This window comes from Pseudomonas sp. SAR267, assembly GCF_052077595.1.
Taxonomy (GTDB): domain Bacteria; phylum Pseudomonadota; class Gammaproteobacteria; order Pseudomonadales; family Pseudomonadaceae; genus Aquipseudomonas; species Aquipseudomonas vlassakiae.
This window is the reverse complement of sequence record NZ_JBQIHU010000001.1, coordinates 2,782,832-2,805,453: the sequence shown is the minus strand read 5'-3', so window position 1 is coordinate 2,805,453 and position 22,622 is coordinate 2,782,832. Positions and strand designations below refer to the sequence as shown.

24 protein-coding genes are annotated in these 22,622 nt (G+C 63.3%); 7 read left to right on the top strand and 17 right to left on the bottom strand.

From position 1 onward, the window contains the following. Positions 1 to 8 precede the first annotated feature (8 nt). The 5 genes from recG to exbB all read right to left on the bottom strand — a co-directional run bounded on the left by recG (position 9) and on the right by exbB (position 5,234). Positions 9 to 2,087 carry an ATP-dependent DNA helicase RecG gene (recG, locus tag ACTORR_RS13470; RefSeq protein WP_054884746.1) on the bottom strand — a complete coding sequence of 693 codons (2,079 nt, stop codon included), beginning with the start codon at positions 2,085 to 2,087 and terminating at the stop codon, positions 9 to 11. A gap of 3 nt (positions 2,088 to 2,090) precedes the next feature. After that, a complete protein-coding gene (locus ACTORR_RS13465; protein ID WP_054884745.1) occupies positions 2,091 to 3,017 on the bottom strand; it encodes a hydrogen peroxide-inducible genes activator in 927 nt (308 codons plus the stop codon). Between the two features lie 94 nt (positions 3,018 to 3,111). Then, positions 3,112 to 3,846: an energy transducer TonB gene (locus tag ACTORR_RS13460; RefSeq protein ID WP_054884744.1), complete on the bottom strand. Its 735-nt coding sequence runs from the start codon at positions 3,844 to 3,846 to the stop codon at positions 3,112 to 3,114. Further along, positions 3,843 to 4,271: a TonB system transport protein ExbD gene (gene exbD / locus ACTORR_RS13455; RefSeq protein ID WP_054884743.1), complete on the bottom strand. Its 429-nt coding sequence runs from the start codon at positions 4,269 to 4,271 to the stop codon at positions 3,843 to 3,845. The genes ACTORR_RS13460 and exbD overlap by 4 nt, the downstream gene beginning before the upstream one ends. Before the next feature lie 3 nt (positions 4,272 to 4,274). Further along, positions 4,275 to 5,234: a tonB-system energizer ExbB gene (gene exbB, locus ACTORR_RS13450; RefSeq protein ID WP_054884742.1), complete on the bottom strand. Its 960-nt coding sequence runs from the start codon at positions 5,232 to 5,234 to the stop codon at positions 4,275 to 4,277. Positions 5,235 to 5,425: 191 nt separating this feature from the next. Between exbB and ACTORR_RS13445 the strand changes: the two genes are divergently transcribed. Further along, a complete protein-coding gene (locus ACTORR_RS13445) occupies positions 5,426 to 6,283 on the top strand; it encodes an SDR family oxidoreductase (protein WP_212632752.1) in 858 nt (285 codons plus the stop codon). Between the two features lie 152 nt (positions 6,284 to 6,435). On the opposite strand, the gene ACTORR_RS13440 is transcribed toward ACTORR_RS13445, so the two are convergent. The 5 genes from ACTORR_RS13440 to ACTORR_RS13420 form a co-directional block, all read right to left on the bottom strand. Continuing rightward, positions 6,436 to 7,161: a hypothetical protein gene (locus tag ACTORR_RS13440; protein WP_099815019.1), complete on the bottom strand. Its 726-nt coding sequence runs from the start codon at positions 7,159 to 7,161 to the stop codon at positions 6,436 to 6,438. Between the two features lie 56 nt (positions 7,162 to 7,217). Further along, entirely contained in the window at positions 7,218 to 7,598 is a 381-nt protein-coding gene (locus ACTORR_RS13435) for a RidA family protein (protein WP_313366007.1), read from the bottom strand. 23 nt (positions 7,599 to 7,621) lie between these two features. Continuing rightward, positions 7,622 to 9,730 carry a bifunctional GTP diphosphokinase/guanosine-3',5'-bis pyrophosphate 3'-pyrophosphohydrolase gene (gene spoT, locus ACTORR_RS13430; protein WP_054884740.1) on the bottom strand — a complete coding sequence of 703 codons (2,109 nt, stop codon included), beginning with the start codon at positions 9,728 to 9,730 and terminating at the stop codon, positions 7,622 to 7,624. Positions 9,731 to 9,789: 59 nt separating this feature from the next. Then, positions 9,790 to 10,053: a DNA-directed RNA polymerase subunit omega gene (rpoZ, locus tag ACTORR_RS13425; RefSeq protein WP_016394025.1), complete on the bottom strand. Its 264-nt coding sequence runs from the start codon at positions 10,051 to 10,053 to the stop codon at positions 9,790 to 9,792. 260 nt (positions 10,054 to 10,313) lie between these two features. Continuing rightward, entirely contained in the window at positions 10,314 to 11,186 is an 873-nt protein-coding gene (locus tag ACTORR_RS13420; RefSeq protein ID WP_176508497.1) for a LysR family transcriptional regulator, read from the bottom strand. 205 nt (positions 11,187 to 11,391) lie between these two features. Here ACTORR_RS13420 and ACTORR_RS13415 point away from each other — a divergent pair, with 205 nt between their 5' ends. The 3 genes from ACTORR_RS13415 (at position 11,392) to ACTORR_RS13405 (ending at position 15,191) form a co-directional block, all read left to right on the top strand. Further along, the gene (locus tag ACTORR_RS13415; protein ID WP_054884738.1) at positions 11,392 to 12,774 is read left to right on the top strand and encodes a glutamine synthetase family protein; all 1,383 of its coding nucleotides are present in this window, start codon (positions 11,392 to 11,394) and stop codon (positions 12,772 to 12,774) included. A 4-nt stretch (positions 12,775 to 12,778) separates the two neighbouring features. Then, complete coding sequence (locus ACTORR_RS13410; RefSeq protein WP_054884737.1) at positions 12,779 to 13,534, top strand: gamma-glutamyl-gamma-aminobutyrate hydrolase family protein; 756 nt, start codon at positions 12,779 to 12,781, stop codon at positions 13,532 to 13,534. 118 nt (positions 13,535 to 13,652) lie between these two features. Beyond that, positions 13,653 to 15,191, top strand: coding sequence for an APC family permease (locus ACTORR_RS13405; protein WP_054884736.1), 1,539 nt, complete (start codon positions 13,653 to 13,655; stop codon positions 15,189 to 15,191). Positions 15,192 to 15,327: 136 nt separating this feature from the next. On the opposite strand, the gene gmk is transcribed toward ACTORR_RS13405, so the two are convergent. Both gmk and ACTORR_RS13395 read right to left on the bottom strand, forming a co-directional pair. Continuing rightward, the gene (gene gmk / locus ACTORR_RS13400; RefSeq protein WP_054884735.1) at positions 15,328 to 15,948 is read right to left on the bottom strand and encodes a guanylate kinase; all 621 of its coding nucleotides are present in this window, start codon (positions 15,946 to 15,948) and stop codon (positions 15,328 to 15,330) included. Between the two features lie 14 nt (positions 15,949 to 15,962). After that, positions 15,963 to 16,826 carry a YicC/YloC family endoribonuclease gene (locus ACTORR_RS13395; RefSeq protein WP_313365266.1) on the bottom strand — a complete coding sequence of 288 codons (864 nt, stop codon included), beginning with the start codon at positions 16,824 to 16,826 and terminating at the stop codon, positions 15,963 to 15,965. 205 nt (positions 16,827 to 17,031) lie between these two features. On the opposite strand from ACTORR_RS13395, the gene rph reads away from it, so the two are divergent. Together rph and ACTORR_RS13385 are read left to right on the top strand one after the other, a co-directional pair. Further along, positions 17,032 to 17,754 (top strand): ribonuclease PH, encoded by a 723-nt coding sequence (rph, locus tag ACTORR_RS13390; RefSeq protein WP_082433665.1) that lies wholly within the window; start codon positions 17,032 to 17,034, stop codon positions 17,752 to 17,754. A gap of 23 nt (positions 17,755 to 17,777) precedes the next feature. Next, positions 17,778 to 18,146, top strand: coding sequence for a DUF4870 domain-containing protein (locus tag ACTORR_RS13385; protein WP_054886771.1), 369 nt, complete (start codon positions 17,778 to 17,780; stop codon positions 18,144 to 18,146). Positions 18,147 to 18,173: 27 nt separating this feature from the next. Here ACTORR_RS13385 and ACTORR_RS13380 read toward each other — a convergent pair whose 3' ends face one another. Next, the gene (locus tag ACTORR_RS13380) at positions 18,174 to 18,953 is read right to left on the bottom strand and encodes an exodeoxyribonuclease III (protein ID WP_008091582.1); all 780 of its coding nucleotides are present in this window, start codon (positions 18,951 to 18,953) and stop codon (positions 18,174 to 18,176) included. An 80-nt stretch (positions 18,954 to 19,033) separates the two neighbouring features. Between ACTORR_RS13380 and pyrE the strand changes: the two genes are divergently transcribed. Continuing rightward, positions 19,034 to 19,675 (top strand): orotate phosphoribosyltransferase, encoded by a 642-nt coding sequence (gene pyrE, locus ACTORR_RS13375; protein WP_054886770.1) that lies wholly within the window; start codon positions 19,034 to 19,036, stop codon positions 19,673 to 19,675. Between the two features lie 85 nt (positions 19,676 to 19,760). Here pyrE and ACTORR_RS13370 read toward each other — a convergent pair whose 3' ends face one another. The 4 genes from ACTORR_RS13370 to argB form a co-directional block, all read right to left on the bottom strand. Beyond that, entirely contained in the window at positions 19,761 to 20,420 is a 660-nt protein-coding gene (locus tag ACTORR_RS13370; RefSeq protein ID WP_054886769.1) for a DUF799 domain-containing protein, read from the bottom strand. Beyond that, the gene (locus ACTORR_RS13365) at positions 20,417 to 20,785 is read right to left on the bottom strand and encodes a DUF4810 domain-containing protein (protein ID WP_099815006.1); all 369 of its coding nucleotides are present in this window, start codon (positions 20,783 to 20,785) and stop codon (positions 20,417 to 20,419) included. The genes ACTORR_RS13370 and ACTORR_RS13365 overlap by 4 nt, the downstream gene beginning before the upstream one ends. 27 nt (positions 20,786 to 20,812) lie before the next feature. Continuing rightward, entirely contained in the window at positions 20,813 to 21,493 is a 681-nt protein-coding gene (locus ACTORR_RS13360) for a CsgG/HfaB family protein (protein WP_099815007.1), read from the bottom strand. Positions 21,494 to 21,712: 219 nt separating this feature from the next. Next, complete coding sequence (argB, locus tag ACTORR_RS13355; protein ID WP_054886766.1) at positions 21,713 to 22,618, bottom strand: acetylglutamate kinase; 906 nt, start codon at positions 22,616 to 22,618, stop codon at positions 21,713 to 21,715. Positions 22,619 to 22,622 lie beyond the last annotated feature (4 nt).

The window sequence follows — 22,622 nt, the reverse complement described above, 5'->3', positions numbered from 1 at the left end:
GACGGGCGTCACACCTGCCCATATTGTTGACCGTGGCGCAGCCAGCGGTCTAGCAGCGGGCTGACATGGTCGGGCCAGCGCGCCAGCAACGCCTGGGCCGCATCACGCACCGCCGGCAGCAAGTCGGCGTCGCGCATAAGGTCGGCGACCTTGAACTGCAGCAGGCCGGTTTGCCGTGTGCCGAGCATTTCGCCCGGCCCGCGCAATTCCAGGTCTTTCTCGGCGATGATGAAGCCATCATTGGTTTCCCGCATGATCCCCAGGCGTTCGCGGCCAATCTGCGACAGCGGCGGGTGATACAGCAGCACGCAGTGGCTCACCGCGCTGCCACGGCCAACCCGGCCACGCAGCTGGTGCAACTGGGCCAGGCCCAGGCGCTCGGGGTTTTCGATGATCATCAGGCTGGCGTTGGGCACGTCTACGCCGACCTCGATCACCGTGGTGGCGACCAGCAGTTGCAGGTTGCCTTGCTTGAACTCGGCCATGACCTCGGCCTTTTCTGCCGGTTTCATGCGGCCATGGATCAGGCCTACGCGCAATTCGCCGAGTGCACTGCCAAGCTCTTCAAAAGTGCTTTCGGCCGCCTGGCAGGTCAGCTCTTCGGATTCCTCGATCAGCGTGCACACCCAGTAGGCCTGGCGCCCCTCGGCGCAGGCGGCGCGGACCCGCTCGACCACTTCGAAGCGACGGCTGTCGGCGACCAGTACGGTATTTACCGGCGTGCGCCCTGGTGGCAGTTCGTCGAGTACCGAGGTATCGAGGTCGGCATAGGCGCTCATGGCCAGGGTGCGCGGGATCGGCGTGGCAGTCATGATCAGCTGGTGCGGGCACAGCTCGCCGGCCACACCTTTCTTGCGCAGGGCCAGACGTTGCTGCACGCCGAAGCGGTGCTGTTCGTCGATGATTGCCAAGGCCAGGTGCTTGAAACGAACCTCTTCCTGGAACAGCGCGTGGGTGCCGACCACCATTGGCGCGCCGCCGGCGATCTGTTCAAGGGCGCTGGCGCGGGCCTTGCCCTTGAGCTTGCCGGCCAGCCAGGCGACTTCGATACCCAGAGGCTCGAGCCAGCGCTTGAAGGTGATGTAATGCTGCTCGGCAAGGATCTCGGTAGGCGCCATCAGCGCCACCTGGTAACCAGCTTCCAGGGCCTGCAGTGCGGCAAGGGCGGCGACCACCGTCTTGCCGGCGCCGACGTCGCCCTGCACCAGGCGCATCATGGGTTCGTGCTGGCTGAGGTCATAGGCGATTTCGTTGGCCACCCGTTGCTGTGCCCCGGTCGGCTGGAAACCGAGATTGGCCAGGTACTGCGCTTGCAGGCGCCTGGCCTTGGGCAGTACCGGCGCACGCAAGCTGCGCAGGCTCTCGCGCAGGCGCTGTTGTGACAGCTGGTGGGTCAGCAGCTCTTCGAAGGCCAGGCGGTGCTGGGCCCAGTGCTGGCCTTCGGCGAGCTCGTCGAGGTCGGCGTCGGCTGGCGGGTTGTGCAGGTAGCGGATGGCATCGTCCAGCGGTGCCAGGTGGTAGTCGCGGGCCAGCTCGTCGGGCAGCCAGTCGGGCAGGCTGCGCGGCCCGAGCATGCCCAGGCTCTGTTGGCAGAGCGCGCGCAGGCGCTGTTGGGTAAGGCCTTCGGTGGACGGGTAAATCGGCGTCAGGGTCTGTTCGACCGGTGGTGGCGGCTCGTCGCCATTCAGTGCACGGTACTCGGGGTGGTAGATCTCCAGGCCCGAGGCGCCGGGGCGGGCTTCGCCGTAGCAGCGCAGGTGGGTGCCGCGCTTGAGGCCTTCCTTCTGCGCATTGCTGAAGTGGTAGAAGCGCAGGCTCAACACGCCTGTGCCGTCACCCAGGCGCACCACCAGGCTGCGACGCTTGCCCATGGTCACGTCGGCACCGCTGACCACACCCTCGATCACCGCATCCTGGCCCGGGCGCAACTGGCCGATCGGCACCACACGGGTACGGTCCTGATAGCGCAGGGGCAGGTGAAACAGCACATCCTGCAGGTTCTCCAGGCCGACCTTGGCGAGCTTCTCCGCCATGGCATCGCCTACGCCCTTGAGCGCGGTGACCGAAACCTTCGACAGCTCAGTCATGGATCAGGCCGGTTGTTCCACAGGCGGCTTGGCCACCGAGCAGAGGCGGATCGAGTCGGCAAGGATCTCGATCGCCTTCGGCCGCGGGAAGCTGGCGCGCCAGGCGATGGCGACGGTACGGAATGGCGCAGGCGGGGTGAGCGGACGCACTTCGATGACGCCGGGCGCATAATGATGGCTATGTACGGCCGACAGCGGCAGGATGGACACCCCCAGGCCGGAAGCGACCATGTGGCGGATGGTTTCCAGCGAGCTGGACTCGACCGTGGTGTGCTTGGAGCCTTCGCCACCTTTGTTCAGTGTCGGGCAGGCTTCCAGCACCTGATCGCGGAAGCAGTGGCCCTCGCCGAGCAGCAGCAGGCTCTTGTCGTTGAGCATTGCAGTGTCGATGGTCTTTTTCGCCGTCCAGGGGTGGTCGGCTGGCATCAAGGCACAGAACGGCTCGTCGTACAATGGCAGGGTCAACACGTCCGCTTCGTTGAACGGCAGGGCAATGATCACCGCGTCCAGTTCGCCGTTGCGCAGCTTCTCGCGCAGCACGTGGGTGAAGTTTTCTTCGATGTACAGCGGCATCTGCGGTGCAACCCGGTGCAGCTGTGGAATCAGGTGCGGGAACAGGTACGGGCCAACGGTATAGATGGCGCCGACCTTGAGCGGGGCGGTCAGCTGGTTCTTGCCGGCCTGGGCCAGCTCGCGAATGCCCTGGGCCTGCTCCAGTACCTTCTGCGCCTGGGCCACGATGCTTTCGCCGACCGGGGTCAGGCGCACCGCACTTTTGCTGCGCTCGAAGATCAGCACGCCAAGCTCGTCCTCAAGTTTTTTCACGCCGACCGACAGGGTCGGCTGGCTGACGTGGCAGCGCTCGGCAGCATGGCCGAAGTGCTGCTCCTGGGCGAGCGTGACGATGTAGCGTAATTCTGTGAGGGTCATAACGTGCGTCCATGAAGTTGCGGCCCCAGCATAGCGGCTGCAATCGATAGACGCACGTTATCAGACTTGCCGATTTGTGACAGAAACAAAACTATCAGCGACGGTCCAGCGAGTAGACGAACGGTGCCACGACTTCGATCGTGCCATTGGTCAGCAGCTCGGCTGGCGGCTTCGGTACCGTACCGGCGCGGCGGATCATTTCCAGGGTTGCCCGGTCCAGGGCCGCGCTGCCGGAGCCGCCTGCCATGGAGTAGGACACCACCTTACCTTCGGCGTCGACCACGAAGCGCAGGCGGTTGATGCCTTGCAGGCCTCGGCGGCGTGCGTCTTCCGGGTAGCGCTTGTACTTCGCCAGGTGGCGCAGCAGGTCGCTCTGCCAGGTTGGCAGCGCCTGGCTGTTGGCGGCGATGCTTGGCGCCGGTGCCGCCGACTTCTGCGGCGGCGTGTTGCTTGGCGGTGTGTCAGCTACCTGTTCTTTGGCCGGTGGCTCATCTTTTGGCGGCTCAGGCTTCTTCTCAGGCTTCGGTGGCTGAGGCTTGGGCTTCGGCTTGGGCGGCTTGGCGATGGCGATCTTCGGTTTCGGTGCCTCTACCAACTTTGGCAGCGGCGGTTCTTCGACCGGCGCCGGCGGCTGTGGGGCGGCTTTCGGTGGTGGCGGCGGCGCGGGTTCGGGCAGTGGTGCCAGCTCGACCATCATGGCTGCCGGCGGCAGCTCGATGGCCTGGGGTACTGACCAGTTGAGCGTCAGCAGCACGGCGACCGCATGCACACCCAGCACGATTGCCAGGCTGCCACCGTAGCGCGCCACGTTTGAGCGCGTTTTCGTCATTTCTTGGCTGCCGTCTCGAGACCTACCAGACCGACCTTGAGGTAGCCGGCCGCGCGCATGTTGTTCATCACTTCCATCAGGTCACCGTAATCCACGCCTTTGTCGGCCTGGAAGAAGATGGTGGTTTCCTTGTCGCCCTTGGTCTTGGCGTCGAGCATCGGGCCAAGCTGTTCCGGGGCAGGGACCTGATCGTCGCCGACATACAGCTTCTGGTCGGCCTTGACGCTGACGAACACGGGCTTTTCAGGCCTCGGTGCCGGCTTGGCGGTCGAGGCCGGCAGGTCGACCTTGATGTCGACCGTGGCCAATGGGGCCGCGACCATGAAGATGATCAGCAGCACCAGCATCACGTCGATGAACGGCGTAACGTTGATTTCGTGGTTTTCGGCGAGGTCGTCGCCACCTTCGTTGAGATGCAGGCCCATGGTTTACCCCACTTTCACCATGTGCGGGGCGGCGCGGTCGCTGCCCTGATGGTCCAGGTCACGGCTGACCAGCAACAGTACCTGGGCGGAGGCGTCAGACACCTGCGCCTTGTAGCCGGCGATGGAGCGGGCGAAGACGTTGTAGATGACCACGGCCGGGATCGCTGCAACCAGGCCCAGTGCGGTGGCCAGCAGAGCCTCGGCGATGCCTGGGGCGACGACGGCCAGGTTGGTGGTCTGGGTCTTGGCGATGCCGATGAAGCTGTTCATGATGCCCCACACGGTACCGAACAGCCCAACGAACGGCGCGGTGGAGCCGATGGTGGCGAGTACGCCGGTGCCGCTGCTCATGGTGCGGCCGCTGGCAGCTACCAGGCGCTCCAGGCGGAAGCTGACGCGCTCCTTGATGCCTTCTTTCTCGCGGGCATTGGCCGACAGGCGCATCTCTTCGAGGGCATCGTGGACCAGGGTATGGGCCAGGGTACCTTCAGTGTTGGCGACGGTGCTGGCTTCTTTCAGGCTCACCGACTTCTTCAGGGCGGCGATCTCGCCACGCAGGCGGCGCTTGGCGCCCATCAACTCGAAGCCCTTGGCGATCCAGATGGTCCAGGTGATGATCGAAGCGATGGCCAAGCCGATCATGACGGCTTTGACGACGATATCTGCGTTCTTGTACATGCCCCATGGGGACAAGTCATGGGCCATGCCCAGCGAGGTGTCTTCAACCAGTTCCTGCACGGCCGGGTCGGCGGAAGCAGGTGCTGCGACCGGGGTGGTGGCCTGGCCTTCTGCAGCAGCGGGTGCCGGGGTGGCTGGCGCGGTGGCAGCGGCCGGGGCGGCGGCGTTGGCGGCAGGCTCATCGGCCATGGCTACCGGGGCCAGCACCAGGCTGAACAGCAGCGCGGCGATGGCGCGCCAGGCGCGCGACGGGGTTGGCGAAGCGGAAAGTTGAATACGTGTCATGCTGGCCGGACCTGATGAAGAAGAAAGTGAGCGTTCTCCAGGGCCTCGATATAGGCCGAGAACAGATAGGGCTGCCATTATTGCAAGTAATTCTTGTTAACAAAAGTAATCTTGTTGCTTTTTTCACCCGCGGTCTAGCCGCCTATCGTGTAATACGGCTAGCCTGATCCTTTGGTCTAGGGAGTTTTATGATGTCAGGCCTTTCCGCAATTATCGTGGGATGTGGTGATGTAGGTGGCCGTTTGGCCCGCCAGCTGCTGGCCAAAGGCTGGCAAGTCAGTGGTTTGCGCCGCTCGGTCGCGCAGCTGCCCGAGGGCGTTGCGGCCATTGCTGCTGACCTGTCCGACCCTGCGATCCCACAGGCATGGCCACAGCGCTCACCGGATTACCTGGTGTACTGCGTCGCCGCCAGCCAGCATGACGAGGCGGGTTACCAAAGCGCCTATGTCGATGGTTTGCGCCATGTGCTGGCGTGGTTGGCCGAGCGCGGCCAGCGCCCGCGGCGTTTGCTGTTCGTCTCCAGCAGCAGCGTGTTTGCGCAAAAGGACGGTGGATGGATCGACGAAACCGCGCCCACCGAACCTGAAGGTTATTCCGGGAAGGTAATGCTGGAGGCCGAAGGGCTGGCGCTGGCAAGCGGCATTCCTGCCAGTGTTATTCGCCTGACCGGCATCTATGGCCCGGGTCGCGAGTGGCTGCTGAGCCAGGTGCGCCAGGGCTATCGGGTGGCGGAGGAGCCGCCGCTGTATGGCAACCGGATTCATGCCGAGGATGCGGCGAGCCTGATGGCGTTCCTGCTGCAGGCCGATGCCGATGGCGTGGTGCTGGAGGAGTGCTACATCGGTGTCGACGACGACCCGGCTCCGCTGGCTGATGTGGTGGCCTGGCTGCGGGGGTACATGGGGGTTACCGAGTGGTCTGATGAGCAGCGGGTGCGCCGTACCGGCAGCAAGCGTTGCAGCAATGCCCGGGTGCGGGCGCTGGGCTGGGCGCCGGAGTATCCGAGCTACAAGGAGGGCTATGCCGCCATACTGGCAGGCAAACGCTGAAATCTAGAGGCCTGGCGCGGTTCGTGTAGGAGCGGCCTTGTGTCGCGAAAGGGCCGCGCAGCGGCCCCAACATTCTATGCGGCGAAGCTGAGATCCTGGGGCCGCTTCGCAGCCCTTTCGCGACACAAGGCCGCTCCTACAGGAGTGGCGTTTCAGTCGCGCTCCAGCACCCACTGCTGAGCACCGGCCGCCAACTGCGGAATCTCGTCGGCCTGGGCAGTGTTCACCGCCTGGTAAATTGCCAGCTTGTTGCCGTCACGCTTGAAGATGAAAGGTGCGCCGCGCTGGTTGCGCTCCAGCCACAGGCTGTCGTTGTTGCCACCCATGCTGGCGCAGTCGCCGGCCAGGCACAGGGCGAAACGGTCCGGGCCTGGCAGGCCGGTGACGTTGCCAGTATCGCTGAAGCGGACAGTGGCGCCCTTGCCCTGGCCTTCGATGATCTTCCAGTCGCCACCGAGGTAAGCCTGGTACAGCGCCTTCTCGAAGCTGCCGCCCAGAGGCGCATTGCCGGGCTGCTCGGCGCGCACGAAGGTCTGCTCTGCACCGCTCTGCGTGGTGGCTTTCAGCTCATCGCCATCCAGTTCGAGCTGTTCGGTCTGGCCGCCCTGGAAGCTGGCCTGCCATTGCTTCTGGTTGGCGATCAGCTGGCCATCGGCCGCCTCGAAACCATTGCTGTAGCTGGCCTGCTGGTGGGCGACATCGAGTTTCCATTCGAACACCGGGCCGTGCTCGTTCAGGGCCTGGCGCAGGCTACCGCCTTTGCTGGCGGCCTTGATGGCGGCCTGGTTGATCCAGGTGCCGTTGAAATCTTCGGGTTTGTGGCTGGCGCAGCCGCCCAGAAGCAGGGCTGCCAGCGCGAGAGGCAGTGCGTGACGCATGACGGGATAACCTTGCAGAGGAGGGGTGACGGGCAGGGCGCCCGTCACCAGGGGCATCATTCGATGACCAGGATGGCGTCCATTTCGACCTGGGCGCCTTTTGGCAGTGCCGCAACGCCGATGGCAGCGCGGGCTGGGTAGGGCTGTTCGAAGTAGCGGCCCATCACCTCGTTGACCTTGGCGAAGTGGCTCAGGTCGGTCAGGAAGATGTTCAGCTTGACGATGTCCTTGAACGAGCCGCCTGCCGCTTCAGCCACGGCCTTGAGGTTCTCGAACACCTGTACTGTCTGGGCTTCGAAGCCTTCGACCAGTTCCATGGTCTTAGGGTCCAGCGGGATCTGGCCCGACATGTAGACGGTGTTGCCGGTCTTGATCGCCTGGGAGTAGGTGCCGATAGCGGCAGGGGCCTTGTCGCTGTTGATTACGGTCTTGCTCATGATGACTCCTTGCGGTTGGCGGACTACGTACGCATGCGGGTGATGCGGACCACGCCGGTCAAGGTACGCAGCTTCTTGATCACACGTGCCAGGTGCACACGGTCGTGCACGCTGACCACCAGTTGGACCACGCTGATACGGCCGTCGCGTTCGTCCATGCTGATCTTCTCGATGTTGCCGTCGGCAGCGTTGACGCTGCTGGCCAGCAGGGCGATCAGGCCGCGCTGGTGTTCAAGCTCGACACGCAGCTCGACGTTGAACTCGCCTGCGATGTCCTTGGCCCACGAAAGCTGTACGCACTTCTCGGGGTTGTGGCGAATTTCGCTGATGTTGCGGCAGTTTTCCAGGTGCACGACCATGCCTTTGCCCGCCGACAAGTGGCCAACGATCGGGTCGCCCGGGATCGGCGTGCAGCACTTGGCGTAGCTCAGTACCAGGCCTTCGGTGCCGCGGATCGCCAGCGGGCCTTCCGGCGCCGGCAGCTGTTCGCCTTCGGCCGACAGCAGGCGGCGGGCGACCACGTAGGCCATGCGGTTGCCCAGGCCGATGTCTTCGAGCAGGTCTTCGATCAGCTCCAGGCGATATTCGGCAAGGATTGCCTGGATACGCTCCTGGGGGATCTGCTCGAGGCTGCTGTCGAAGCCGGTCAGCACCTTGTTCAGCAGGCGCTCACCGAGGCTGATCGACTCGGAGCGGCGCTGCTGCTTGAGGGCATGGCGAATGTGCGTGCGCGCCTTGCCGGTGACCACGAAATTGAGCCAGGCCGGGTTTGGCCGTGCGCCCGGGGCGCTGACGATCTCGACCGTCGAGCCGCTCTGCAGCGGTTCGGACAGCGGTGCCAGGCGTCGGTTGATGCGACAGGCGATGCAGCTGTTGCCGACGTCGGTGTGCACCGCGTAGGCGAAATCGACGGCGGTGGAGCCTTTGGGCAGCTCCATGATCCGCCCTTTGGGCGTGAACACGTAGACCTCGTCCGGGAACAGGTCGATCTTCACGCTCTCGATGAATTCCAGCGAGTTGCCAGCACGCTGCTGCAGCTCGAGGATGCCCTTGACCCACTGGCGGGCCCGGGCATGGCTGCCCTTGGGCTGCTCGTCTTCGTTGGACTTGTACAGCCAGTGCGCGGCGATACCGTTGTTGGCCATCTCTTCCATCTCGCGGGTGCGGATCTGGATTTCGATGGGCACGCCGTGCATGCCGAACAGCGTGGTGTGCAACGACTGGTAGCCGTTGGCCTTGGGAATTGCGATGTAATCCTTGAAGCGACCGGGCAGCGGCTTGTACAGGTTGTGCACGGCGCCGAGCACGCGGTAGCAGGTGTCGACCTTGTCGACGATGATGCGGAAAGCGTACACGTCCATGATCTCGTTGAAGGCGCGGCGCTTGCCACGCATCTTCTTGTAGATGCCATAGAGGTGTTTCTGCCGTCCGCTGACCTCGCCCTCGATCCCGTCGGCGGCCAGGCAATTGGCCAACGAATGCTCGATCTTGGCGACGATCTCTTTACGGTTGCCGCGTGCGCTCTTCACCGCCCGGTGGATCAGCGACGAACGCATCGGGTGCATGGCTTTGAAGCCGAGGTCCTCGAACTCCACGCGCACGGTGTGCATGCCCAGGCGGTTGGCGATGGGGGCGTAGATCTCGAGGGTTTCCTTGGCGATGCGCCGGCGTTTTTCGCCAGACAGCACTTCCAGGGTGCGCATGTTGTGCAGGCGGTCAGCCAGCTTGACCAGGATCACGCGGATATCGCGGGCCATGGCCATGGCCATCTTCTGGAAGTTCTCGGCCTGCGCCTCGGCCTTGGTTTCGAAGTTCATCTGGGTCAGCTTGCTGACCCCGTCGACCAGCTCGGCCACGGTCTCGCCAAACTGCTGGCAGAGAGCTTCCTTGGCGATGCCGGTGTCTTCGATCACGTCGTGCAGCATGGCCGCCATCAGGCTCTGATGGTCCATGTGCATGTCGGCGAGGATGCTGGCCACGGCCAGCGGATGGGTCACGTAGGGCTCGCCGCTGCGGCGGCGCTGCCCGTCGTGTGCCTGTTCGGCGTAGAAATAGGCGCGCCGAACCAGGTTGACCTGTTCGGGCCCCAGGTAAGTCGACAGCCGTTCGGCTAAGGCTTCTATGCCCGGCATGGTTTCACCTCTTGCCGAGGAAGAGGGCCTTGTGCCGCGCGACGTCGACAGGGCATCGATCAGACAGCCTCGTTGGACTCGTCCTCGAACGCGGCGAAGACCGGATCCTCGGTAACGATCTCTTCGGCGGCGATGAACTCAGGGGTCACGATACCTTCGGCGATTTCGCGCAGGGCGACCACGGTCGGCTTGTCGTTTTCCCACGCTACGCGGGGCTCTTTGCCGCCGGTAGCCAGCTGACGGGCGCGCTTGGTCGAGAGCATGACCAGCTCAAAACGGTTATCCACGTGTTCCAGGCAGTCTTCAACAGTTACGCGGGCCATGGTCTTCCTCAGTAGCAAATGCGGTAGGCGTGCAGCCCAATATGGGCAGGCTGACTCGATAGTTTAAAAAATCACCAGCCAATAGGGAAGCGCTGTTTTGTCGGGTGGGCACCTTCGAGCCCGGCGTCTGCTTCTTCGCGGGCAAGCCCGCTCCCACAGGAATGATGCGTTGCTCACCAGCGTCGCGCACCCCGTGGGAGCGGGCTTGCCCGCGAAAGGGCCGGAACAGACAGCCTGAACATATGATCCTGACGATAACCTCAGAGCATCGCATCCCGCAACCGCGGCGTCAGCTCCTCGAACAAGGTCTGCACCGAGCGCAACGCCCGGCAATCCGGCCGGGTCAGCAGCCACAGCTGGGTATCGCAGCCTGGCAGAGGCCCGCTCAACGCGTCGACCCCGGGCAAGGCATCGACCATATAGTCCGGCAGGGCCGCCACGCCCAGTCCGGTGCTCACCAGCTGGGCGATGGTCGACATGCCGCTGCACTGGTAGCGTGGGCTCAGCCCCGGGTACTGCTGGTTGCGCCAGACCACGGTAGGGTGATCCTGCATCGAGTCGTCCGGGGCGATCCACGGCACGCTGCTGGCCGACTCGTTCAAGCGCTCGCGCCACTGCGGCTGACCGCAGATCACATAAGATGTGGAGCCCAGGCAACGACCGACCAGGTGCTCCGGCGGCGTGTTGGTCAGGCGCAGGGCGATGTCGGCATCGCGGCGGCTGAGGTTGGCGAAGGTATTCGAGGTGCCCATCTCCAGCGACAACGCCGGGTAGTTCGGCATGAACGCTGCCAGCGCCGGCAGCAGCAGGCTGTGCATCACCGCCTCGGTGCAGGTCAGGCGCACGGTGCCGCTGACCACTTGCTCGCCGCTGGTCATGGCGATGCGTGCGGCATCCAGCGCCTGCTCGGCGCGCTCTGCCTGCTCTGCCAGGGCCTGGGCCGTGTCGGTCGGCAGGTAGCCTTTGCGGCTTTTCACGAACAGCGCGGTGCCCAGCGCCGACTCCAGCCGGCGAATCGAGCGGAACACGGTCGACACGTCGACCTTGAGCAGTTCGGCGGCCTTGGCCAGTGAGCGCCCGCGTTCCAGTGCCAGGACCAGAGAAAGGTCGGCGTGGGTAATCTGATATTGCATTGGTGCACGCTCTGCTTGCCGAATTGCCAATGTCTGTTGCATGAGGGCCATTTTATAGTGAAACGGCCCCCGGGAATCAATGCGCCCGGTCGGGTAACCAATCCCCACGATGGGAAAGTGAAAAGAACAACAGCTGCAACCATCGTCGCCCTTGAGGCGCCAGCCGTATCCCCACATCGCCGCAGCAAATCATAGGATGTAAGCCATGACGTCGGTCACCCCGTGCGCCAGTACTTCCAGCGAGATGAATGACTTCCTCCAGGCCCATCCGGATACGCAGTACGTCGATCTGCTGATTTCCGACATGAACGGCGTGGTACGCGGCAAGCGCATCGAGCGCGCCAGCCTGCACAAAGTGTACGAGAAAGGTATCAACCTGCCGGCCTCGTTGTTTGCCCTCGATATCAATGGCTCGACCGTGGAAAGCACCGGCCTGGGCCTCGATATCGGCGACGCCGACCGCATCTGTTACCCGATTGCCGGCACGCTCTGTAATGAGCCATGGCAAAAGCGCCCGACCGCGCAGCTGCTGATGACCATGCACGAGCTGGAAGGCGAGCCGTTCTTTGCCGACCCGCGCGAGGTGCTGCGCCAGGTGGTGAGCAAGTTCGACGCCATGGGCCTGGATATCTGCGCCGCGTTCGAGCTGGAGTTCTACCTGATCGATCAGGACAACCTCAACGGTCGCCCGCAACCGCCACGCTCGCCGATTTCCGGCAAACGCCCACAGTCGACCCAGGTGTACCTGATCGACGACCTCGACGAATACGCCGATTGCCTGCAGGACATGCTCGAAGCGGCCAAGGAGCAAGGCCTGCCAGCCGATGCCATCGTCAAGGAAAGCGCGCCGGCGCAGTTCGAAGTCAACCTGCACCACGTTGCCGACCCGATGAAGGCCTGCGACTACGCGATCCTGCTCAAGCGCTTGATCAAGAACGTCGCCTACGACCATGAAATGGACACCACGTTCATGGCCAAGCCCTACCCGGGCCAGGCGGGCAACGGCCTGCACGTGCACATCTCGCTGCTGGACAAGAAAACCGGCAAGAATATCTTTGCCCATGACGACCCGCTGCAAAGCGACGCCCTGCGCCACGCCATCGGTGGTGTGCTGGAGACCATGCCGGCGTCGATGGCCTTCCTGTGCCCGAACATCAACTCCTACCGCCGCTTCGGTGCGCAGTTCTATGTACCGAACGCGCCGAGCTGGGGCCTGGACAACCGCACCGTGGCCGTGCGCGTACCGACCGACAGCAGCGAGAACGTTCGTATCGAGCACCGCGTGGCCGGCGCCGATGCCAACCCATACCTGATGCTGGCGGCCATCCTGGCCGGTATCCACCATGGCTTGACCAGCAAGATCGAGCCGGGTGCACCAATCGAAGGCAACTCCTACGAACAGCTGGAGCAGAGCCTGCCGAACAACCTGCGTGACGCCCTGCGTGCGCTGGATGACAGCGAAGTCCTCAACCAATACATCAGCCCGGACTACATCGATATCTTCGTGGCCTGCAAGGAAAGTGAGCTGGCCGAATTCGAAGTTTCGATTTCCGACCTCGAGTACAACTGGTACCTGCACACGGTGTAAGCCCATGAGCGCAATTGCGGTCCCCTTGATCGGTATCAGTGCCTGCCGCCAGCAGGTCGGGAAGAACTCGTCGCATACGGTGGGCGACAAGTATGTGGAGGCCGCCGGCTTCGCCGGGTTGCCACTGATCCTGCCGGCGCGCGACGGCGGCAGCGACACGCAGGCGCTGCTGGCCCGGCTCGACGGCATTGTTTTTACGGGCTCGCCTTCAAATATCGAGCCGCATCATTACAATGGCGCCGCCAGCGTCGAAGGGACCCGGCACGACCTTGCCCGTGACCGGCTGACCCTGCCGTTGCTGCAGGCGGCGATTGCCGCTGGTGTGCCGGTGTTCTGCATCTGCCGTGGCTTCCAGGAACTGAACGTGGCCCTGGGCGGCAGCCTGCATCAGCGAGTGCAGGCGTTGCCTGGCTACATGGATCATCGTGAACCCGAGGATGCACCTCTTGAAGTCCAATATGGCCCTGGTCATCCCGTCAGCATTGCGCCTGGCGGGTTGTTCGAGCGCCTGGGCCTGGCTGCGCAGTTCGAGGTCAACTCGTTGCACAGCCAAGGTATCGACCGCCTGGCCCCGGGCCTGCGGGTCGAGGCACGGGCCCCCGATGGCCTGATCGAAGCGGTGTCGATGCCTGACGCGCCGGGCTTTGTGCTTGGCGTGCAGTGGCACCCGGAATGGCGTTTCGCCGACAACCCGGTCTCCCGGAGCCTGTTCCAGGCGTTCCGCGAGGCCTGCATTGCCCATGCTGCACGGGAGGCCTGACAGCCAGTCAGCCAAAAGTCCGGGATGACTGACCCCCGCCAGCGCGCTTTCAATGAGTGGAAGTAGGCCCTGGGAACAGGGCTTGTGAAAACAATTCCAATAGTTACGGCAAAAACTCATGAGCAATTACACAGAAGCCGGCCGCCCACCCGATGTGGCCGACTCGGGCAGCACCCAGCGCAGCAAAGGCCTGGCCAAGGGCCGTCTTGGCCTGCTGGCCAGCGTGGTGCTGGGCATTTCCACCATTGCCCCGGTCTACACGCTGACCGGCGCCCTTGGCCCGACCGTACGTGAGGTCGGCGCTCATCTTCCCGCCGTGTTCATCGTTGGCTTCTTGCCGATGCTGCTGGTTGCCCTGGGCTACCGCGAGCTGAACTCGGCCGAGCCGGACAGTGGCACTTCGTTCACCTGGTCGGCCCGTGCCTTTGGCCCGATGATCGGCTGGATCGGTGGCTGGGGGTTGGTGGTTGCCACAACCATCGTGCTGTCCAACCTGGCGGGCGTTGCTGTCGACTTCTTCTATCTGTTCCTCAGCCAGATCACCGGCCAGCATGAGCTGGCGGCGTTGGCCGACAACCTGTTGATCAATGTGACCACCTGTTGCGTGTTCATCGCCATGGCGGTATGGATCTGTTGTCGCGGCATGGCCACCACCATGACCGTGCAGTACGGGTTGGTGGCACTGCAGCTGATGGTACTGCTCGGCTTTGCCTTCGCGGCCTTTGGCGGCACCACCGCACCGCCGCCGCTGGAGTTCGATTTCGCCTGGTTCAACCCCTTCGGTGTCGAGTCGTTCTCGGCCTTTGCGGCGGGGCTTTCGCTTTCGATCTTCATTTTCTGGGGCTGGGACGTCTGTCTGACCGTCAGCGAAGAGTCGATCGGCAGTGACGAGGTTCCGGGCAAGGCTGCCACCTGGACCGTGTTGTTGATCCTTGGCCTGTACTTGGTCACCGCCATTGCCACCTTGCAGTTTGCCGGCATCAGCGAGCATGGCCTGGGCCTGAACAACCCGCGCATCCAGGAAAATGTGTTTGCCCACCTCGCCGGCCCGGTGATGGGGCCGCTGGCGATCCTGATGTCGATCGCCGTGCTGGCGAGCACCGCAGCGTCGCTGCAATCGACGTTTGTGTCACCGGCGCGCACGCTATTGGCCATGGGCTACTACGGCGCGGTGCCGCAGAAATTCGCCAGCGTCTGCCCGCGTTCGCAAACCCCGCGTTACGCGACCATCTGCGCAGGCGTGGCGGCAGGGCTGTTCTACGTGACCATGCGTACCCTGAGCGAGAACGTGCTGGCTGACACCATCACGGCGCTGGGGATGATGATCTGCTTCTACTATTCGCTGACCGCGTTCGCCTGCGTCTGGTACTTCCGCGACAGCTTGTTCGGCAGCCTGCGCCACTTCTTCATGCGCGGCCTGTGCCCGCTGGTGGGTGGGGTGATCCTGTCGGTGATCTTCGTGCGCACGGCCATCGACAGCGCCTCGCCGGACTTCGGCAGCGGCTCGCATGTGGCGGGGCTGGGGTTGGTGTTCGTGATTGCGGCGATCATTTCGGCACTGGGGATCGTGCTGATGATGATTTCGCGGATGCGTGCGCCGGCCTACTTCCTGGGGGCGACCCTGCGCCAGCAGGCCACCTTGCCACTGCAGGACTAATGCTGGGGGCGCTTTGCGCCCCTTTCGCGACACAAGGCCGCTCCTACAGGAGATCGCATCAGTCCATATTGACGCGATCCCTTGTAGGAGCGGCCTTGTGTCGCGAAAGGGCTGCAAAGCAGCCCCCTTCGGTCTATCAGGCGAGCAGTTCTTTCAGCAGTTCGCTGTTGCCCTGCTGCTGTTTCTTCAGCAGCAGCCGGTTGGCCACGAACACCGCCTTCAACTCCTCCAGTGCCACATCGAAGTCGTCATTGATGATGACGTACTCGTACTCGTCGTAGTGCACCATCTCGCTGACCGCTTCCTTCATGCGCCCGGCGATGATCGCTTCGCTGTCCTGGCCACGGCCATCCAGGCGCTCGCGCAGGGCCTGCTGGCTCGGCGGCAGGATGAACACCGAACGTGCCTCGGGCATCAACTTGCGCACCTGCTGGGCACCTTGCCAGTCGATTTCCAGGATCAGGTCATTGCCCCGGTCCAGCACCTCCTGAAGCGCGCTGCGGGAAGTCCCGTAGAAGTTGCCGAACACTTCGGCGTGCTCAAGGAAGTCTCCCTTGGCGATCAGCGCCTTGAACTCGTCATGGCTGACGAAGTGGTAGTTCACGCCGTGCTCTTCGCCCGGGCGCATGGCGCGGGTAGTGTGCGATACCGAGACGCTGACGCGCGGGTCGGCCTTGATCAGGGCGGTGACCAGACTGGTCTTGCCGGCGCCGGACGGTGCCGAAACGATATAGAGGGTGCCGCTGCTTTGATTCATGGTCGGGGGAGGCCTTACTCGATGTTCTGTACTTGTTCACGCATCTGTTCGATCAGCACCTTCAGGTTGACCGCCGCTTGCGTGCTGCGTGGGTCGAAGGCCTTGGAGCCCAGGGTGTTGGCTTCACGGTTGAGTTCCTGCATCAGGAAGTCCAGGCGCCGGCCAGCAGCACCGCCGGACTTGAGCACCCGGCGCACTTCGTTGACGTGGGTGCTGAGGCGGTCGAGTTCCTCGGCGACGTCGCTCTTCTGCGCCAGCAATACCATCTCCTGCTCCAGGCGCTGCGGGTCAAGCTCGGCCCTGAGGTCACTGAAACGGTCGATGATCTTTTGCCGCTGGGCGGCGAGCATCTGCGGCACCAGGGCACGCAGGGTGGTGACCTCGGTGGCCATGTTGTCCAGGCGCTCGTTGATCAGCCGGGCCAGCTCCTGGCCTTCGCGCAAGCGCCCGGCCTTGAGTTCGGCCAGGGCCTCGTCGAACAGCGCCACGGCCTCGGCGTTCAGGGCCTGCGGGTCAGTGGCTTCGGCCACCAGCACGCCCGGCCAGGACAGCACTTCCAGCGGGTTGAGCGCGGCCGGTTGCTGGATCAGGCTGGCCACTTCTTCAGCGGCGGCAACCAGCTGCGCAGCGCGCTCGCGGTCGACCTTGAGCGGCTTGCCGTCGCTGTCTTCGTGCAGGCGCAGGGTACATTCCACCTTGCCGCGCGACAGGCCCTGGCGCAGGCCTTCACGTACCGCGCCTTCCAGGTCGCGCAGGGCGTCCGGCAGGCGCAGGTGAGGTTCAAGGTAACGGTGGTTGACCGAGCGCAGTTCCCAGACCAGGGTGCCTTGGCTGCCTGCACGCTCGACACGAGCAAAAGCGGTCATGCTGTGCACCATGGAAAGTACCTCGCGTAAATGAATTGAAGGCGCGCGATTGTAGCGCAGTGCGCACGTGACGCCCAATCCACCCATGTTACAGAGCGCGTGCCGGCGAGTGGGAAAAGTCGACAGGCTGCCCGGGGCGCGACAATAGGCATGTCCTCGGTGGGCGACGGGCTCTATAATGGCGGGCAGATTCAAAGTCCCAGTACAGGTATCCCAGATGAAACGTCCAAGTGGTCGCGCCGCCGATCAGCTCCGCTCGATCCGCATCACCCGCAACTACACCAAGCACGCCGAAGGGTCGGTACTGGTCGAGTTCGGTGACACCAAGGTCATCTGCACGGTCAGCGTCGAAAACGGCGTACCGCGCTTCCTCAAAGGCCAGGGCCAAGGCTGGCTGACCGCCGAGTACGGCATGCTGCCGCGTTCCACCGGCGAGCGTAACCAGCGCGAAGCCAGCCGTGGCAAGCAAGGTGGCCGCACCCTGGAAATCCAGCGTCTGATCGGCCGTTCGCTGCGTGCCGCACTGGACATGAGCAAACTCGGTGACATCACCCTGTACATCGACTGCGACGTGATCCAGGCCGATGGCGGCACCCGCACCGCATCGATCACTGGCGCCATGGTCGCCCTCTGCGACGCCCTGGCCGTGATCAAGAAACGCGGCGGCCTGAAGGCCGGCAACCCGCTCAAGCACATGATCGCCGCCGTATCGGTGGGTATGTACCAGGGCGAAGCGGTACTTGACCTGGACTACCTGGAAGATTCCGCTGCAGAAACCGACCTCAACGTGGTCATGACCAGCGCCGGTGGTTTCATCGAAGTACAGGGCACCGCCGAAGGTGCACCGTTCCAGCCTGCAGACTTCAACGCCATGCTGGCGCTGGCGCAAAAGGGCATGAACGAAATCTTCGAACTGCAGCAGGCCGCGCTGGCCGACTGATCCTCGCCAAGGAGGTGCGGAGCATGAGCGATTCCGAACTGTCGGTCACCCCGCCCAATGCCGAAGTCCGGCAATGGGCGATGTTCTGCCACCTTTCCGCGCTGCTGGGCCTGGTCATACCGCTTGGGCACCTGCTTGGCCCGCTGGTGCTGTGGCACCTCAAGCGCGAGCAGGACCCTTTCATCGATGCACAGGGCAAGGAAGCGCTGAACTTTCAGATCAACGTGACCATTGCCGGGTTCGTGTGTACCGCGCTGATGTTCGTGGCCATCGGCATCGTGCTGTTCCCGGTGCTGATGCTGGCAGTGCTCATCCTGATCATCCTGGCGGCGGTCAGGGCCAATGAAGGCAAGGCGTATCGCTACCCCTTCATCTGGCGACCGATCCAATAAAAAAGGGCCGCGTTTGCGGCCCTTTTCTCAGATGGTCAACGTCCAGTCGTAGTCGACGATCAGCGGCGCATGTTGCGAGAAGCGCGGCTGACGCGGCAGTCGGGCGTTGCGCACGAAGCGGCGCAGGCCCGGGGTGAGGATCTGGTAGTCGAACCGGTAGCCCAGGTTGAGCATCTCGGCCTGCTCGTTGTCCGGCCACCAGCTGTACTGGTCGCCTTCACGGCTGACTTCACGCAAGGCATCGACATAGCCCATGTCGCCGGTGATCGCATCCATCCACGCCCGCTCTGGTGGCAGGAAGCCCGGCGACTGCTGGCTGTCACGCCAGTTCTTGATGTCGAGCTTCTGCTGCGCCACGTAGAACGAGCCGCAATAGATGTATTCGCGACGCTTGCGACGCTGCTTGTCCAGGTACTTGGCGAAGTCGTCCATCAACTTGAACTTCTGGTTCAAGTCTTCGTCGCCGTTCATGCCCGAAGGCAACAGCAGGCTGGCAATACTGACTTTGTCGAAATCTGCTTGCAGATAACGCCCGTAGCGGTCGGCTGTCTCGAAACCCAGGCCGGTGATGACTGCCTTGGGCTGCATGCGCGAGTAGAGTGCCACGCCACCTTGGGCGGGTACCTCCGCGTCGCAGGCATAAAGGAAATAGCCATCGAGCTGGAAAGCTGGGTCGTCGAGTTCAAAGGCCGAGGCGCGGGTATCCTGAAGGCAGATGACGTCGGCATTCTGGGCTTGCAGCCAGCTGAGCAATCCACGCTCGGCCGCAGCCTGAATGCCATTCACGTTCACACTGATGATCCGCATAAATGGCCCCAAAAATCTCGTGCGTGTATGATACCCGAGCTCAACCCATTTAGCTAAATCCGTGGTGTCCGGGACTTTACATGCAGCCGTATCAGCGCGACTTCATCCGTTTTGCCATCGATCGCGGCGTACTGCGCTTCGGTGAATTCACCCTGAAATCGGGGCGTACCAGCCCGTATTTCTTCAATGCCGGCCTGTTCAACAGCGGTTCCGCCCTTGCGCAACTGGGCCGTTGCTATGCGGCAGCCATCGTCGACAGCAAGATCCCGTTCGACGTGTTGTTCGGCCCAGCCTACAAGGGTATTCCACTGGCGGCGGCCACCGCCGTGGCGCTGGCCGAGCAGCATCAGCTCGACGTGCCTTGGTGCTTCAACCGCAAGGAAGCCAAGGACCACGGTGAAGGCGGCAGCCTGGTCGGCGCGCCGCTGGCCGGTGACGTGCTGATCATCGACGATGTGATCACTGCGGGTACCGCGATTCGCGAAGTGATGCAGATCATCAACGCCCAACAGGCCAAGGCCGCTGGTGTGCTGATCGCACTGAACCGCGAAGAACGCGGCAATGGTGAGCTGTCGGCGATCCAGGAAGTGGAGCGCGACTTTGGAATCCCGGTGGTCAGCATCGTTTCGCTGACCCAGGTACTGGAGTTCCTGGCAGACGATCCGCAGCTGAAGCAGCACCTGCCGGCTGTCGAGGCCTACCGGGCGCAGTACGGGATTTGATCCTGGCCTGGAAGTGAAAAAGGCGACCTTCTTGTGAAGGTCGCCTTTTTTGTGCCGCCTGTCCCGGCTTTTTCGCCGGGTTTACTCAGTCGGTGCCGTATTTAGGCGACCGCGGCCCGTATAGAATGCCGCCGTTGGCATACGGCGTCAGCAGCCTGGCGCTGGTCATGCCAGCAATCGGGTAGCCGGCGTCGTCCTGCACGCTGCTGATGATCTGGTTGACCGCCGCACTGATCAACATGCCAATGATGCCGCCTTGGTTCTGCTGGTTCTCCTGGCTGGAGGCCGTGGCACTGCCTGTCCACAGGGTGGTGCCGGTCTTCAGGTCGACCAGCTTGGCGCTGGCGGTGACAATGGTCGCGCTGCTCAGCACCATGTAGCGGGTGCCGTAGTCCGACACGGTCACGTACAGGCCGGCATCGGCGCCGAAGATTTCGTGCAGCTTGGTGGTCGGCAACTGATGGATGTCGGCCGGGGTGGTCAGCCCGTTCTGGCGGAAGGTTTCGTCCACCAGCGCCACCGGCATGACGTAGTAGCCTGCTTCGGCCAGCGGATAGGTGACCTGCGACAGCATGCTATAGGTCGCCTTTACGTCCGGCGAATTGTTCAGCGGCGGCAGGATCAGGATCGACTTCGGCCGGCTCTGCTTGTACGCCGAATAGTCGATGGTCTTGCGCTCGGCGCAGCCGCTGAACAGGGCCAGCACGCAGGCACCGATGAGTAGTTGGGTCAGGCGCTTGATCATTTCACGGCTCCCTTGCTGGCGTTGCTCATCAGGAAGTCCATGTAGGCGGCCGATTCCGGGAACAAGGCCTTTTCGGTGCGCAACTGCTGGATCATCTGGTCATCCTTGCCCAGGCTGGAGTACAGCAGGCCGAGCTGAGCGTGGTAGCCCGGCGGCACGGCGCCATTCTTGGCCTTGATTTTCTCCAGGTCGCGCTCCAGGGCGATGACCTGTTCTTCTTTCGCGTCGCCTTTGAGGTAGCCGTAAACCTGGGGCTGGTAGCTTTCCCACTGGTACAGGGTCTTCGGGCCGCTGCAGCCGGCCAGCAGCAGGCCGCCCAGCACGAGGCCCGCGCAGCTGCGCAAGGCCGGGAGGGTGATAGTCATTGATACGTCCTTCCTGGAATGGGTCGGTTACTGAGCCTTGGGGTTCCACTGACCGCTTTCGACGGCGTTGACCAGCTTGTTCACGGCTTCGCGCATGGCCAGGTCGAGAACCTTGCCGTTGAGCGTCGAGTCGTAGCTGGCGGTGCCGCCGAAACCGATGACCTCGCGATTGGACAAGGCGTATTCACCGGCGCCCTGGCTCGAATAAACCACCTCCGATGTGCTGATGTTGACGATGTTCAGCGCCACCTTGGCGTAGGCGATCTGGGTCTTGCCGCGGCCGAGAATGCCGAACAGCTGGTGGTCGCCGACTTCCTTGCGGCCGAATTCGGTGACGTCGCCGGTCACCACGAAATCGGCGCCCTTCAGGCGCTGGGCCTGGCCCTTGATTGCCGCTTCCTGCTGGATCTCGCTCATGTTGTCGCGGTCGAGTACGTTGAAGCGGTTAGTCTGCTGCAGGTGGGTGATCAGGATGGTCTTGGCCTGGCCACCGAGGCGGTCGACCCCATCGGAGAAGATGCCGCGCATGTAGCTGGAACGGTTGTCGAACTTGCCCACGGCAATCGGTGCACGCACACCGCTGTAGGGGCGGCTGACGCTTTCGACCTGCTGCACGGCAACAGCAGTGGACGTTTCGGTGGCACAGCCGGCAATGGACCCGACAGCCAGGGCGGCTGCCAGCACGAGTCCTTGTGATGCGTATCTCACGCGTGTACTCCAGATGAATAGTGGCAATTTGCAATGATCTTGTATTCTGCCACGTTGTCTCGGCTGCCAGTCGGAAATCTTGAGGGTCAACGTGAAGATGACAGGCCGTCAGCCATTCATCTGCGTGTGCCGCGATGAATGCAGAGCGGGGCAAGCCTACCCCCACGCGCCATCTGGCAGCATGGGGGCCGGCTTGCCCCGCCCGGTATTACAGAAGCTTCAGTGACGCTTGCGGTTGGTGATCAGGGTGCCCACGCCGCTGTCGGTGAAGATCTCCAGCAGCACCGCGTTTGGTACGCGGCCGTCGATGATGTGCGAGCTGTTCACGCCGCCTTGCACTGCATCCAGCGCGCACTTGATCTTCGGCAGCATGCCGCCGTAGATGGTGCCGTCGGCGATCAGTTCGTTGACCTGCTCGGTGGTCAGGCCGGTCAGGACCTGGCCCTGCTTGTCCATCAAGCCGGCGATGTTGGTCAGCAGCATCAGCTTTTCAGCCTTCAGTGCTTCGGCAACCTTGCCTGCCACGAGGTCGGCGTTGATATTGTACGACTCACCGTTGGCACCCACGCCGATTGGCGCGATCACCGGGATGAAGTCACCTTTGACCAGCATGTTGAGCAGGTCGGTGTTGACGCTCACCACTTCGCCGACGTGACCGATGTCGATGATTTCCGGCTGGGTCATCTCAGGGGTCTGGCGGCTGACGGTGAGCTTCTTCGCACGAATCAGCTCGGCGTCCTTGCCGGTCAGGCCGATGGCGCTGCCGCCATGGCGGTTGATCAGATTGACGATGTCCTTGTTGACCTGGCCGCCGAGGACCATTTCCACCACGTCCATGGTCGCGGCGTCGGTGACGCGCATGCCATCGATGAAGTGGCTCTCGATCGACAGGCGCTTGAGCAGGTCGCCGATCTGCGGGCCGCCACCGTGCACGACCACAGGGTTGATGCCCACGGCCTTCATCAGCACGATGTCACGGGCGAAGCCGGTCTTGAGCTCTTCGCTCTCCATCGCGTTGCCGCCGTACTTGATCACCAGGGTCTTGCCGACAAAGCGGCGGATGTAAGGCAGCGCTTCGGACAAAACCTCGGCTACATGGGAAGCGGCATCGCGATCGAGGGTCATGCAG